The following is a 13,705-nucleotide window of genomic DNA, read 5'->3' as shown; positions in this document are numbered from 1 at the left end:
ACGACAAATGTATGGCCGGGCAAGCTACCCGCTATTGCGTCGACGCGTCCTCCTGGCTGCCTGAGAACGACCGAGCAACCTGTCCAACCCCGGTCGATCAAGCTGCACCAAATATGCGGAAGAACCCCTGATTGTCGCTGGAGTCTCACCCTGATCGCCGCCGCGCAGTCATGGTGCGCTCTGAGGTTCGATGTGCTACTACGGCGGTCGGCGGCCTAGCATTTCCAGCAGGTGACTAGATCGACTATGCTTGGCAAAAGATCGCCGGAATGCTCGCGTTGGGCACATTCGATCGCGCTCTTCCAGATATTGTCGCCTTTGGATTAGGTTGGGCCGGAGAGTGTGAATCGAGCCGAGAAACTGCTGAGGTTAGCTCCCAATCGAATTCGAGAAGGAACTGCTTGATGCCATTGCGGCGTTTTCGATGGGCGCTTCAGAAGAGCCGCTTGGCGGGGGCGTGGTGCTCTTGGTCGAATTCACTTTAGGGTTCAAGGCCAAAGGAAACGTCGTCGACAAGAGCCGCTCAAAGGCAGACAGCTGTTCGAGCAGGCGCTTCTCAATGCCCTTGCGCTCTGCGCCAGATAGGTCCGTTTTAAGCAACCGACGGCAGCGCCAGATCTCGTTCCGCAGCCACCTGATCTCACTTAATCTATCGTCGATCGAAGTCATTGCAGATGTAGTTCACTTTGCCATTCGGAGCATTACGCACGCGGATCGTCATGAGTACCGGTGCCGCCGCATTCATGTCGAATAATTCCGTCTGAGGACTTGCGACTTCCCACCCGTTTCTGCGCAGATGTGGCGAGCAGTTCGATTGGTACAAGGCTCCTGTTAATCGATATCACCTTGCGGCCCGCGTCTGACGAAAAATCGTGGCAGTTCCACGGGTTTTCACTGCGCCGTAATGGCGTATCTTGCACAATTCCTGCGCTCTACAATTTATTTGTGCGTATCAGATACCAAGGATGGTGAGATGCTAAGTCACGTCCGGCATTAGGTGGCTTTAGCATGAGCTGGTAAAGCATGGTCGCGAAGGTCTTTATGGCACCAAAACCTACAAGCGTCCGGCTTTGTTGATTGTCCAGGCTGGGCGCGACCTGAGGGCCCTCATCCACAGCATGGGAAATGGCATGGCGGAGATGTTCTCCCTATGGGGAAGGGTGGGGCGCGCCTGACCGCGACTGACGGCGCTCGCGAACCGATCAAACAAAGCGCATGAGCCAAGGGTGGAATCTCAGCTATCGACGGCAAATGTAGCTGGACGCGTTGTCGAACTGAATAACCACTCCACCGGAAATCATTGCAATCGATATCCGCCTTATACAATCGGCCTGCGCCTCAGGAGGTCGATTTACAGCTTGAATCTCACGCTGCGACAGGTTGTAGAATTGCCGATGCATCAACACAAAGCTCAGGATGGGGCGCGCGTCGACGGCTCATTGGCAAATCGAGATGAGGTGGGAATGGCTTGCTGATTGCCAATCTTGTTCGGGCGATGGCCAGGAAGAGCAGTTGCACCATCGCCACGGGAACGCTGGGCCAGCCATTGTCAAGGGCTGGCAAATGGTGTCGCCATATGGCTGGAACGATGAAATGAAACGGGCAGCAAAATGTGGTTGGCCACAACTGCAATCACGTTTTTAGTCGCGCAGGGCAAGTGCGCAGAGTGAACAGCCCGGCGCTCGCAGGCAGATGCTCCAAAGAGCGTGGACGATTAATATCCAGCCAGAGGCGATGACTGCTTGCATATAGCCGCAGGGTGCTTCGATGAAAGCTCGGAAGGTCTTATGTCCGTTCAAACTAGTCTCACGACGGCGTTAAGCGAAATCGATCGCGCTGTCGGCATTGTTGAATTCTCGACTGCAGTCGTCAGGCGCGACAAGCAACTGTGCAAGGCGGACCTGCCGGTGTTTCTGCAACAAGCAGCCGTTGAGTTTCAATCCAGATTTCTACCGAGTTTCGAGGAAAGCATCCGTGCAGAGAAATCGTGGGGCTATGCGACGACATGCAATGCGGTGAGCCGAAGGGCTGGAGGTCAGGCGGGTCGGGATACTTGCGAGAGAATAGCTTCTCGCGTGTCGCAGCTGGACCATGCTCTGATGAGAAAGATCGGTATCAGGGCGCTTTCCATATTTGCGGCATCATTCGGCAGGCACGCCAGGAGAGCGGAATGTCGCCATGGGGCGGTCCGAATAGCCAAATTTTGTCGCGAGGAAAGCAGATCGCTTCAAGAATTGAACAATCTCAGCCTGGCAGGGCTGATAAACGGCTTCAGCAAGTGGCCGGAAGGGAGTGACTTTCGACAGGCCGCGGTTGCAATCGCGGGCGAGGTCATCCGCCGAGCAAGCCGCCACCATCAGCTCTCTGAATTTAGACAGCAAGGGTTGGTGAGCCTGGTAAACGGATTTAGCAAATGGCCAGAAGAGGCGGCCTCGCGCCAAGCCGCGGCCACGCTTGCACTGGAAATCTTGCGGCGCCCCCGCCGGCTCGCCGATTTCCCTCAGCAGGGGTTGGCCATCCTTGTAAACGGTTTTAGCAAGTGGCCTGAGGAGTTGCCCTGTGGTCAAGTCACCATCGCGGTTGCAACCGAAGTGCTTGGACGTGCGACGCGGTTCCACGAGTTTAGCGAGCAGGATCTGGCGAATTTGGTGAACGGCTTCAGCAAATGGCCGGAGGAGACTGCATCTCGTCAGGCAACAGTCGCGATCGCAAGTGAGCTCCTGCGCCGTGCCGTCCAGCTTCCGCATTATACCCAGCAAGGATTGGCGAACCTGGTGAACGGGTTCTGCAAATGGCCTGAAGATGCGACTTGCCGTATGGCCGCGGTCGCGATCGCGGGTGAAGTATTTTGCCGTGCTGCCCAGCTCCCCGATCTGACTCAGCAGGGGCTGTCAAACCTGGTGAACGGTTTTAGTAAGTGGCCCGAAGAGGCCGCGTCTCGCCGAGCCGCGGTCGCACTCGCTCGCGAGGTCCTGCGCCGCGCCGCTCAGCTCTGCGAGTTCTCACAGCAGGGACTTGCGAACCTAGTCAGCGGCTTCGGTAACTGGCCGGACGAGCTGCCGTGCGGTCAAGTGACCGTCGTGCTCGCAGGCGAGGTCCTTCGCCGCGCCGATCGGAGGATGGCGCTCTCGGATTTCACTACCCAGGATCTCAGGGGCCTGCTGATCGGCTTCAACAGATCGCCACAAGAAAGTGCCGTTCGCCAAGCCACGATCACGATCGTCAATGAGGTCCTTGGTCGCGGTATCAGGCTCTTTAATTTTACCAAGCTGGAAGCGGAGAATTTGCTGTGTGGCTTTAGCAAGTGGCCGCACCACGCCGCCGGGCAAGGGAGGGTGACCGAGATCGTCAGGGAGCTGCAACTCGCGTCTGAGACCGCGTAGGCCCGTGAGAGGAGACGCGATGTTAGCAGATGAGGTGATCGAGGAAAGAAAGCCAGCTAGTGGTGTTCGATACTCATGGGGCGACGTCATGACACGACAACCCGAAACAATGAGAGGTGTCATAGCTCTATCGGCGACGCCCATACTGCACAATATTGAGCGACTAATCAGAAGGACGTAGATTCGTGAGTCAGGCTGAAAACGACGTCGTCGAGCATATGCTCTCATCATTGACGATCAGCTTGTTTCAGAATCGTATCGCGCCATCCGACGAACAGGTGATGTATCATTTCGGGCTGGCCTGCGAAAGAGCGGGGTTGATCGCGACGGAAGAGGTCGCAATACGGATATTGAAGCGCGTGTCGCGCGAGATCAACCAGGCGCAGTCGGTGCTTGAGTTCGTTGGTCGCGGCGAGGGTTGGCTACACTGAGCGCAACGTAAGGAAATTCTGTCCCGACAGTGATGTGCGGTGTCTGTCGGACTTGGGAGGGATCCGCGAGCGAAATTAGCTCTTGCCTGCCGCAATCCGCGAAAGCGCCAGTTGAGCTTGAGGATCATGACCTCGGTCACTGATAGCTGGATGCTTATCATTTAGGTCGACTTTGCTGATTGATTAAACGCATCGGCCCTCGGCGAGGAGGCGCGTTACGCGCAAAAATCTGCTAGCGTTCGGCTCGTCGATCAACACAGCGTCTCCCAGGAAGGGTTAGCCGACCTCGGCGGCACAGAAGCAGCAACGTCGCTGTCCTGTCAGCATCACGCTGCCGGCGTGCCGCCGCTCGTCAGCTTGTCGACAGCTATATCTCGTAGGCTGAATGTCCCTAATCGCTGGCAAGGCCGGCTCGATGTGCTCAGGCATCGCAGGAGAGGGAGATGGATTCCGGTATCAGCCCCGATCCGTGAGCGAGGCCCGTTGAGATTGGTCCTCGGTCGCCATCGGGCGCAGAGTAATCACACCAAGCCCTGCGTGGCGACCGCTTCGTGATGTGCTCTCGTCAGCCGATGCAGCGCATCCATAGCGGGGCTCTACCGGCTTCATGATACGCCGCTCCCGGTGTATTCGCTTCCTTTAGCTACCGAAGAGACGACATTTATGAATGCAGAACAGCTTGGCGCTGGGACTCCTTCCGAAGCTTCCGATTGGGAAAGCTCCGAACCAGGGTCTCCGGTCTCATCGCAATGGGACGAAGCATTGACGGATACGCAGGCGTCTGCGGACTTGCCGGATCAGGTCTTGACGGATTGGGCTGCCGAAGACGGGCAGGGGCAGCATGAGGATCGGCAGCTGGCGGTAAGTCGAATGAGGGCCTGGAGGGACACGGGCGTTCTCAATGAGCCACTGGATCTGTCGTCCCTGTCCCTGACCACCTTGGCGGTTCTGATCCCGGCCGGCTTGCGCCGCCTGAATGTCGACAACAATGAGCTGAACAGCCTTCCCGAAGCTCTCCCGGCCAGTCTGCAGCGGCTCCACGCGAACAATAATCGGCTGACCGGCCTGCCCGCGCTTCCGCCTAGTCTGCGGCGGCTCTATGCCATTAGCAACGGGCTGTCCAGCCTGCCCGCAGAGCTGCCGGCTGGATTGCGGCGCCTGAATGTCGACAACAATCAGTTATCCAGCCTGCCCGATCGCCTTCCACCGACGCTTCAGGAGTTGGACGTCGCGGGCAATCGGCTGACTCGTCTGCCCGAGCTTCCAGCCGGGCTCGAGCGCCTGAATGTCGACTATAACCAGCTGACCGATCTGCCCGAGCCTCTTCCGGCCGGGCTTGAATGGCTTAGTGCCGGCCATAATCGGCTGACCAGTCTGCCCGAGACGTTTCCGGCCGGGCTGCTATGGCTTGCCGCCAGCAACAACCAGCTAACCAACGTGCCCGCGACTGTGCTGACACAGCTCAGCCGGGACGCGAGTGTTGATCTGGAGAACAATCCCCTGTCCGACGCGGTGCAAGCCGGCCTGGCGACCGCCATGCATGCCGGAGACTATGCTGGCCCGCAGGTTTTCTTCCCGACCACCGCAGGCGCGGTGCAAGTTGAGCCGCGGTCGTTGCAGGAGGTTGTCGCGCACTGGCTCGAGGGCGAGTCGGCAGCAATAACCGCTTGGCAGGCCTTCGCCGAAGAGCCGGGTGCCCTAGATTATGCACGCTTTCTCGACAGGCTCCGCGGCACCGTGAACTATGGTAGCGACGCGTTCCGGCGCGCGGTCGCCGAAGATCTGCGGCAGGCAGCCATCAGGCCGAATCTGCGCGAGCAGTATTTCGAGCTGGCCTCCGGAGCGAGTGCGAGCTGCGAAGATCGCATCACTTTGACCTGGAACGGCATGCAGAGCACACGCCTGAACGCGGATGTCGAGGACGGCGCCTATGACGGACGCCTTGGCGAACTGCTCCAGCACGGCCGCGTCATGTTTCGCATGGAGGCCCTGGACCGAATCGCGCGCGAGACCGTCAACTCGCTTCGTCGAACCGATCCGGACACGGACGTCGATGAGATCGAGGTCTACCTTGCCTACCAAACCCAACTGCGTGATGCGCTGGAGCTGCGGCACATCGCTCCCGATATGCGCTTCATGAGCGTCTCTCACGTTACCGGGGACGATGTCGCCAGGGCCGAGACGGCAGTGCGGAACCAGGAAGCGACGGAATTTCCGCAGTTCCTGGCGACCCGATGGCGGCCATGGGAAAGTGTGCTAAGGCGCATCGCGCCCGAAGACTATGCTGAGATGCAGGAACGGATCGTCGACGCGATGGGCGAGCCGTTTCAAGCCCGCCTGGATCGGCGGCTGGCGGAGGATGGTCTGACAGGAGACGCCGATGCCGAGCGGGTGTTCGGTGCCCAGATACGCAACGAGATCGCGCGCGAGATCAAAGGCGCGGTCATGGACCGGGTGCTCGGGAAGCTCGGCTTCGAGCTATGAGCTCCTCCGCTGGAAAGGTCATCCATGCCTCTCGGCCGCCCGCAAAGCCCAAGGGGTAGTTGCCGGTCGCGCGATTGGGTGCGGATGAGCTCAAGGAAAAGTACGCCGATTTGCACCCAATCCAGGCGGGAATTCGCACAGTGCGTTTCATATCGCCAAAGCCCTTGGACGGTCGGTCTAACGACTGCTCATAAGCTGGACAAATGGATGGCGAGTAGTCCCGGCCTCAAGTTGCCTTTGTGCAACGCAGGCTCTCGATGTTCGTCCCCCGGGATCGATAGGATCTTCGCAGCATCAAACTCGATTCTAGATCGCGGAACATCGTGTAGTTCCGTCGTATCCACTGATGCAACTCCGTGGACCAGTCCTTTTCGTCCCGCAGATATCCGGTGAAAGAAAAGCCAAGTCGGTCTATATATCTCTTGAGAAACAGCGGCAGCGCCGAAATCTGGAGCACCCGCTCGCCATCCATGACTTCAGGTAGTCCGCCGCGCAGCACAAATTCATTGTGGACGGTAACCAGCGATGCTGACGGAATCTGCCGCCGCAGTGTGTCATAACCGCGAAAGGAAATGCGGTCAGCGCCGGCGATGAAGAGAATGATAGGAGCGACACAGCGGCGCGCCGTCTCCTTCATGAAGCCGATCTCCGCGCACATCTTGAAGAATTCGTCGAAGGCATGGAAGCCGAGATCGATCACCTTGGGTACCCGGTCATGGACGATAAGCGGGTCCATCAACTGCATCTTGCCGTAAGTGTCCGTCACATCCGCGGTCTCGGTGATCTTCGGCAAGTAATCGAGCAGTGATGGCTCTTTTAGATTGACATCAAACGACAGGGCAGTGCCGTCTTTCAGCAGCAAGAACTCGCTCAGGACGCGAGCGATGAGCGTCTTTCCGACCTGCGGGCTAGGAGAGCAGATGATGTAGATAGGGGTCGCTAACATAGCCAGCAGATCAATCTCGTTTCGTATATGGGCCTGCTCTTGGCCCGCAAGAATATGCGACTACTTCTCGCCACTCCGCGTAGCGGACTTGGCGCCGGCCAATTCCGTCAAGTTGATGCGATCAAATTCGCTCCAGACATTTGCCAGCCAGTGCCGGACATAACCGCGTAGCACGAAGGAGTTGTTCGCGGGCTCATCGTTGCGGCCCTTGTTTGCCACGAAATCTACGAACGGGACGGATGCGACTTCGACCTGCTCATAGGCCATCTCGTTAAGTTTCGGGATGGTCAACTCGGTCGCCTGTTTGATGCGGTGAAAATAGGAATTATAGGTCGACTGGTCCCACTGGAAGAACTGAGTGTCATTGATGAAATTCTTGACCAGATAGTACTTTGCGCCGCTCATGAAGGTAGCGGTCTCCGCGATTTCGTCGAGCGAAGCGATAGACGATCCTAGGATGTGGAACACGGCAAAGGTAATCTGGCCGGACCGCGCTGAATCCAGAAATCCGATGTCGCGCAGGGAGGCCAGTGCTGTGGACAGCAATCCGGCGCGAGCGTCGATGACGGTGACGGATAGCCCGGAGTTCAGGGTATCGAAAATCTTCATCTGGTCCGCGGTCGTTGTCATGTCGACGATCTCGGTGATCGCGGGATAAAAGCGCTTCAACGTTCCCCGCGGAGACTCCGTATCGAAGGCGCGTGTTTGCACGTTGTTGACGCTGAAGTAGTCCAGCAGCGTTCGTGATACGGTCGTCTTGCCGACTCCTCCCTTGTCTGCGCCCACCACAATCACAACTGGCTTCACCATAAAAATTCTCCTGAGACACTCGCTCTTGCCGCGCGCGAAGTGCGCAATCGGCGCATCTCTGCTTTGGGTGAGAACATGGCAGAAAGAAGGGTAATTGAATTTTCGATGAGAGAGCTCCTCAGGTTGACGAACGTTTTCAACATCGGGCGAGTTGCGTCGTGTGATTGAGACGCCGACGCACGTCGCGACCAGCAAGTAATCGCTCCTGCTCGTGATCTACGTGAGGTTTGTGAGTAGCCGAAAGGTCAGCCACCAAAGGATCAACCGTGAGGCTGGTGGTCGTTGCGATAACGATAGCGTTCTATCTAGCGATCGTTGGATCGGTGTGGAAATGAGGTGAATCTTACGCTGCGTCAGCTTGTAGCTTCGATGTAGACAGATCGAGGTGGTGCTACACTGGCCGGGAGGAAAGTCGCGAATCTAGCTCGTTCGACATGGGTTGGCCCGATCTAGTGTCTCCAGACGCATGATGACGTTTTCGCTAGAATGTGGCTCATCAGTTCTAAAAATGGATTGAAACGAGCTCTCTCTCGCCCTCCTGGGAGGGTATCGGGATGTGCGAGTGCTTAAATCCGCGAGGACGCAAATCGCAATCCTGCATCCGTGTCGAAGCAGAATTATCTTGTCGCGGACGAGGACGGCAGGAAGCCGGAGCGGCCGGTCCGGCGGCGTGTCCGACAACATCGCGCGCGACGATAACCGCATCTAGCTGAGGCGGACTTGCAGAAGAGCGGGCGTCGAATTGCGGCTTCCCGACGCGGTTGTAGAAATTCGGAACGCTCGAACGCAAACGAAAAGCTGGAGCCAACTGGCACGATGGATATTTACGGGAAGGGCGGCGATGTGGCGCCGACTGAAGTTTCGACAGGCTCGCGGTCAACATTCTGCTCTACACCGTGAATGGCCTGGCAATATTTCTCATAGTCATGAGGCGAGAGTCGGCGAGCAGCTCCGTAGAGTACACCGCGCCGAAGTAGTCGAGGACGAAGGCGCCGGAATAGCGTAGACTTTCAGTCGCGCGGATTAGATTGTCGAGAATTGAGTGCACTTGGCCAATGCGGTCGCGATAGCGTGCACGGATAACGTTTACAGCGTTCATCGAGTGAACCGCCTCGTCCGCAATCACCTCCCTCAACCAGTGATGAAGCGTGTTGTTACCAAGGGAGTCGTAGAAGGGCTTCTCTGCTGCATAGGCACGGCAAGTGCACATCTCATCAAATGCAATCATAACCATCAGGGAGAACTCGTCCTTCAGGTGTTCAACGATTGGACCAAAATCGTGAGGCCGAGCGGCCAATCTCTCCCGAAGATCCTTTTCGGATCCATTAGCGACGAGTTCAATGATGCGGATGAAGCCATCGGTGTGGCGCTCCTCGTCGATCGCCCACGCGCTGAAGAATGCCGCAGCTTCATCGCTAACGATGAGGTTTCGGTCGGCTAGCTCTTGTTTCAAGTGACGGGCGTCATATTCCGTGTACAGGTCAGGCCACAATTTATTCCAACGCGCACGTATAGCCGACGGCTCAGCGTTGAACATCGCTGGTGTAAGAGAATTGAATAGTTCTTTTGGACTCCAGTTCCGTCGAACCGGCGTGATCATCTGAGTGCCCTTAATCGCGGTGCGAGCGCTCAAGCGTGCCATTGTTAACCGAGCGCTGGTTAAGCAGTCTGTTGCAAACAACACGTGCCGTCACCCATCTGTTTTGGCGAGTTGAGTCTAGGTCGGAGACGTCCGCCTTGGCCCAAGCGTCACCCGGAAGGGGGCGGCAAGTGCTTGGGGCCAAGGGCAGCAAATCGAAAGCCCGACTCTCAATCTGAGGCGGAAGATGATGCGCCTGACGCTGAGAGTGCTGCCTCGGCAGGGCTGTGACACTGACAGGTACTGTTAGTGTCTCCAGATCCAGCGACGCCGCTGGTTCGGGCTACGGATCGGTCGGTCTGGACCGCGCAGAATTAGCCCTGTCGTGTGGTATGGGACCGAGGTTCGGACTGACACCAATGGACGTCAATCTGCGCCGGAGTCGATCCCAAACCTTGGTCTCGTCGCGGGGGTTGGCAAAGCGTTGGCCTCCGCTTCTCACATTGGAAGCCAACCAGTATCACAGGTCGCTTGATTGACGTGCAAGCCGAGACGTGCCCTCGCTCCTGTTCTTCATCTATACTCTTGCCTGGCTGAAACCGTATGCCGAGAAAATGCGGAGCAGCGGCGCCCTTGGCCCGGCAGCGCCGAGGCGCGTTTGATGGAGGATCCCCTCCTGGGTAAGGTTCATCGGCCGTCAGGCCGGCAAGAATCTGCCAACCAATCTCGCCTTTCGCCCTTGCCGCTAACGGATCGAAAACTGTTATGCAGCAAGTTCTCGCCTGGGACAGCAGGGGAAATATCCGCAAATGACCGGACTGGCCGTTATGGAAAACGTGCGCCGCTATCGCGCGATAGCGTCTCTGTGCCGGCAGGCTGCCGCATTTCGGCCAATACAAGGCGGCTCATTGCTGGCGCAAGCTATAGAGTGGGAGGAGCGCGCGGTTACGGAGCTTGAGAGATATTTTAACTGTTCGCCTGCACGTGTTCATTGAAGTGACCGGGCGATCCAAAGATCCGCTACCCAAGAATTGGTAAACTCAGATACAGAATGTTGGCCAGGTGACCTAGTTACGAATTCGTGTGAAAGATCGGTGACGTACTGGCTTCTAATTGAGGGTAAAGGCCTGCTCCATCGAAGCGAGGGCGTGTCGGGCTCACGCCATCCAGCCAAGAGATGGCGCTCGGCTCTCCCGATGTACACGATAAAGTTGCGCTCCTCGCGACAAATATCGTTCGAAAGCAAATGCGCCTGTAACCTCTGCACGTGATCATTATCTAGTTGTCTGTCGGCCAGCCGACTGACGTGGATAGGTATCCGCGATTTACCGTTGTCGGCTGTGAGATCTCGATCCGGCTAATGCTTACTCGTCGCCAGGTTGTAACTCCTGATTGAAGTTTCGTATGTCCGTCTTACCTTCAAGTGCGGCCGACAACTCGAGATTGTTGCGCAACATCGAATTTGTGGGCTCGATCGCGAGGCCTTGACGGTATAGCACTTGCGCCTCCTCGTGGCGCCCCTGTTGATCGAGCACGACGCCCTTTGCATTCAATGCGCGCAGGTCGCCGGGGGCTGCCAACAGTACCTCATTGAGTACCTGAAGTGCCTCATCTGAGGAGTTGCGCGCCAACAAGGCCCGTGCAAGCGAAATTGCCGCACTGACGTTGTCCGGTTGTTGGTCCAAGGTCGCGCGCAGACTCTGCTCATCGGCATGAACGAGAGCGCGCGAGATGCGCTCGTGCATGGCGGGATCAAACTCTTTGCCGCCTGCCAAGTCTGACGTGGACCACTGCTGGCGTGAAAGATCGGACGGGCTCGCGCAACCGGTGAGCATCACAATAGTGAGCATCGCAGGCAGAGTCGACCATGGGCCTGGACTAACGAAGCACAAGCGCCGCCGACGTCTGGTTCCATTTGAATTCATAGCCTGCTCACGATGATCTGCTGTGCCGTGTCAACTCGCAGCGCTCAGGAGACTGCCCGGGGAAGGGCTCTTGTCCTTGGCAGCTGCCAGCTTCACGGATCCGATCGGCTGGACCGTGAAATCTGCGGCGAGATCCTGATAAGAAAGGACAGGTAGGTCGATTCCGTTACGGGTGAGAAAGCCGCGAACGAAACGCCGGATATCCATCGAACCTAGAATAACTGGCTGGTTCTGGCTGCGCGCGATGCTTGAATGGATCTGGCGAAATTGGGAGAGCAGCATTTCGCTTTGCCGGTCCTCCAAAACGAGGTACGGGCCGACGGCGGTCTCGCGCACGGCACCCCGCACGATATCCTCAGTCTCGCGCTCGACGATAAAGGCAGCCACAACGCGATGTGCGTTAGCATAGCGGTGACAGATCTGCCGCTTCAGAACAGAGCGCACATATTCGGTGAGCAGTACAGCGTTTTGCTCCCGTTCGCTCCATTCCGCAAGCGCCTCCAGAACCAAGCGGGTGTTCCGGATCGGGATGCCCTCGTCCAGCAGACGACGAAGGACATCCGCGATCCGAGGGATCGGGGTCGTGCGCAGCACCTCCTTCACCAGATCGGCATATTCCTGCTCCATCCGGCCAAGCAACTCGCGCGTTTCCTGAATGCCAACCAAGCGCTGTGCATAGCGCGTCAACGTGGACCGGACGCGCAAGGCGATGATTTCGCTCGGTCCGTGATGCCCTATGCCGGCCGCTTTGAGAGCAGCCGCATGGCCCTGTTCGATCCAGATCCGATTCGTGTCTGGATCCTGCCAGAACGGGATGCCGCTCAATTCGATGTTCGCTACGTCGTCATCAAGCAAGAGCTTTGTCGGATCAATAGCGCCCTCTTCTACGGGCACGCCCTCGACGGCCACACTGAATTGCGATCGGGCCAAGTGGTTGGCGCTTTGGGCGGGAATACGTGGAATTGTGATACCCAGATCAGCTGAGACCAGTGCTGAAACCCGTGCGACGCATTGCTCGAGTTCCCTCACGTCCATTGCCTTCATCAGGTTCGGCGCCAGCAACAGGGTAATCGGAAGTGCTTCGGCCGGCACGGTTTGCTTCTGACTCGGCGTGGCCGCGGGAGTCGAACCGGTGGGACTGACGCCGGCCTTGGGAGCGGTCTTGCTCTCTGGCACGCCAACCTTGACAAAGCTGGCGGCGGAAAAGAGCGCGGCCAGTATGACAAAGGGGGGCAAAGGGAAGCCAGGAACGAGTCCCATCACAAGCAGGACGCAGGCGGCCAGCCGGAGCGCTTGTGTGCTGGCCGTAAGCTGGTTGACGATATCGGCGCCGAGATTGAGTCTGGAAGGACCGTTGACACGAGTGACAATGGTTGCGGCTGTTATTGACAGCAGCAGCGCTGGGATCTGCGAAATGAGCGCATCACCGATTGTCAGGATAGTGTATTGATGCATCGCCTCCTCAAGGGACATGCCCCTGGAGAGCGAGCCGATCGTGATGCCACCTAGCATATTGATACAGATGACTATGAGTCCGGCGATGGCATCGCCCTTCACGAATTTCATGGCGCCGTCCATCGCGCCGTGAAGCTGGCTTTCCCGCTCCAGCACGCCGCGCCGGCTGCGGGCTTCGTACTGGTCGATATGGCCGTTGCGCAGCTCTGCGTCGATCGCCATCTGCTTGCCCGGCAACGCATCGAGCGTGAAGCGCGCCGACACCTCTGCCACTCGTTCGGCGCCCTTGGCCAGAACCATGAATTGCACCATGGTTACGATCAGAAATATGACAATGCCGACGGCGATGTTGCCGGATATGACGAAATCGCCGAACGTATGGATGATGCTGCCGGCGTCACCCTCAGACAGGATCAGCCGCGTCGTTGCAACGGTAAGAGCGAGACGAAAAACAGTGGAGATCAGGATCACGCCCGGCAGGGATGAAAAGTCGAGTGGCGTGTTGAGATACAGGGCGACCATCAGCAGCAATATGGCAAAGCCCAGATTGAAGCCGATCAGCATATCGATTACGACGATCGGGATCGGCATGATCATCATTCCGATCGCCAGAAGAAGCATCAGCGCGACCATCAAATCCGGGTGGGCGGGGGCGCGCGTGATGAGATTTCGTAGAACGTTGGCCATGAGAA

Annotated in this window: 9 protein-coding genes; 4 read left to right on the top strand and 5 right to left on the bottom strand. The window is 57.7% G+C overall.

Annotated features, from left to right (window positions below):
- Positions 1–1,787: 1,787 nt before the first annotated feature.
- The 3 genes from FNJ47_RS07975 to FNJ47_RS07965 all read left to right on the top strand — a co-directional run bounded on the left by FNJ47_RS07975 (position 1,788) and on the right by FNJ47_RS07965 (position 6,298).
- Positions 1,788–3,383 carry a hypothetical protein gene (locus FNJ47_RS07975; protein WP_163152329.1) on the top strand — a complete coding sequence of 532 codons (1,596 nt, stop codon included), beginning with the start codon at positions 1,788–1,790 and terminating at the stop codon, positions 3,381–3,383.
- Positions 3,384–3,568: 185 nt separating this feature from the next.
- Complete coding sequence (locus tag FNJ47_RS07970; protein WP_244485016.1) at positions 3,569–3,814, top strand: hypothetical protein; 246 nt, start codon at positions 3,569–3,571, stop codon at positions 3,812–3,814.
- 663 nt (positions 3,815–4,477) lie between these two features.
- Positions 4,478–6,298 carry an NEL-type E3 ubiquitin ligase domain-containing protein gene (locus tag FNJ47_RS07965; RefSeq protein ID WP_163152327.1) on the top strand — a complete coding sequence of 607 codons (1,821 nt, stop codon included), beginning with the start codon at positions 4,478–4,480 and terminating at the stop codon, positions 6,296–6,298.
- 226 nt (positions 6,299–6,524) lie between these two features.
- On the opposite strand, the gene FNJ47_RS07960 is transcribed toward FNJ47_RS07965, so the two are convergent.
- The 3 genes from FNJ47_RS07960 to FNJ47_RS07950 form a co-directional block, all read right to left on the bottom strand.
- Entirely contained in the window at positions 6,525–7,244 is a 720-nt protein-coding gene (locus FNJ47_RS07960) for a hypothetical protein (RefSeq protein WP_163152325.1), read from the bottom strand.
- Positions 7,245–7,304: 60 nt separating this feature from the next.
- The gene (locus tag FNJ47_RS07955; protein WP_163152346.1) at positions 7,305–8,054 is read right to left on the bottom strand and encodes a P-loop NTPase family protein; all 750 of its coding nucleotides are present in this window, start codon (positions 8,052–8,054) and stop codon (positions 7,305–7,307) included.
- Between the two features lie 889 nt (positions 8,055–8,943).
- Positions 8,944–9,654 (bottom strand): hypothetical protein, encoded by a 711-nt coding sequence (locus FNJ47_RS07950; protein ID WP_235999651.1) that lies wholly within the window; start codon positions 9,652–9,654, stop codon positions 8,944–8,946.
- 788 nt (positions 9,655–10,442) lie between these two features.
- On the opposite strand from FNJ47_RS07950, the gene FNJ47_RS51100 reads away from it, so the two are divergent.
- Positions 10,443–10,628: a hypothetical protein gene (locus tag FNJ47_RS51100; protein ID WP_163152323.1), complete on the top strand. Its 186-nt coding sequence runs from the start codon at positions 10,443–10,445 to the stop codon at positions 10,626–10,628.
- A gap of 369 nt (positions 10,629–10,997) precedes the next feature.
- Here the strand turns inward: FNJ47_RS51100 and FNJ47_RS07940 are convergent, their stop codons facing one another.
- The gene (locus FNJ47_RS07940; protein WP_235999650.1) at positions 10,998–11,483 is read right to left on the bottom strand and encodes a tetratricopeptide repeat protein; all 486 of its coding nucleotides are present in this window, start codon (positions 11,481–11,483) and stop codon (positions 10,998–11,000) included.
- A 105-nt stretch (positions 11,484–11,588) separates the two neighbouring features.
- On the bottom strand, positions 11,589–13,700 hold the full coding sequence (sctV, locus tag FNJ47_RS07935) for a type III secretion system export apparatus subunit SctV (RefSeq protein ID WP_163152320.1): 2,112 nt from the start codon (positions 13,698–13,700) through the stop codon (positions 11,589–11,591).
- Positions 13,701–13,705 lie beyond the last annotated feature (5 nt).

The organism is Bradyrhizobium uaiense, assembly GCF_010811875.1.
Lineage (GTDB): Bacteria > Pseudomonadota > Alphaproteobacteria > Rhizobiales > Xanthobacteraceae > Bradyrhizobium > Bradyrhizobium uaiense.
The sequence above is the reverse complement of the archived record's forward strand: the minus strand, read 5'-3'. Positions and strand labels throughout refer to the sequence as shown.

Bases quoted from the DNA above. Each gene is read 5' to 3' on its own strand.
- FNJ47_RS07950 (WP_235999651.1), bottom strand. From the start codon at position 9,654: ATGATCACGCCGGTTCGACGGAACTGGAGTCCAAAAGAACTATTCAAT.
- FNJ47_RS07975 (WP_163152329.1), top strand. From the start codon at position 1,788: ATGTCCGTTCAAACTAGTCTCACGACGGCGTTAAGCGAAATCGATCGC.
- FNJ47_RS07955 (WP_163152346.1), bottom strand. From the start codon at position 8,054: ATGGTGAAGCCAGTTGTGATTGTGGTGGGCGCAGACAAGGGAGGAGTC.
- sctV (WP_163152320.1), bottom strand. From the start codon at position 13,700: ATGGCCAACGTTCTACGAAATCTCATCACGCGCGCCCCCGCCCACCCG.
- FNJ47_RS07960 (WP_163152325.1), bottom strand. From the start codon at position 7,244: ATGTTAGCGACCCCTATCTACATCATCTGCTCTCCTAGCCCGCAGGTC.
- FNJ47_RS51100 (WP_163152323.1), top strand. From the start codon at position 10,443: ATGACCGGACTGGCCGTTATGGAAAACGTGCGCCGCTATCGCGCGATA.
- FNJ47_RS07965 (WP_163152327.1), top strand. From the start codon at position 4,478: ATGAATGCAGAACAGCTTGGCGCTGGGACTCCTTCCGAAGCTTCCGAT.
- FNJ47_RS07940 (WP_235999650.1), bottom strand. From the start codon at position 11,483: ATGCTCACTATTGTGATGCTCACCGGTTGCGCGAGCCCGTCCGATCTT.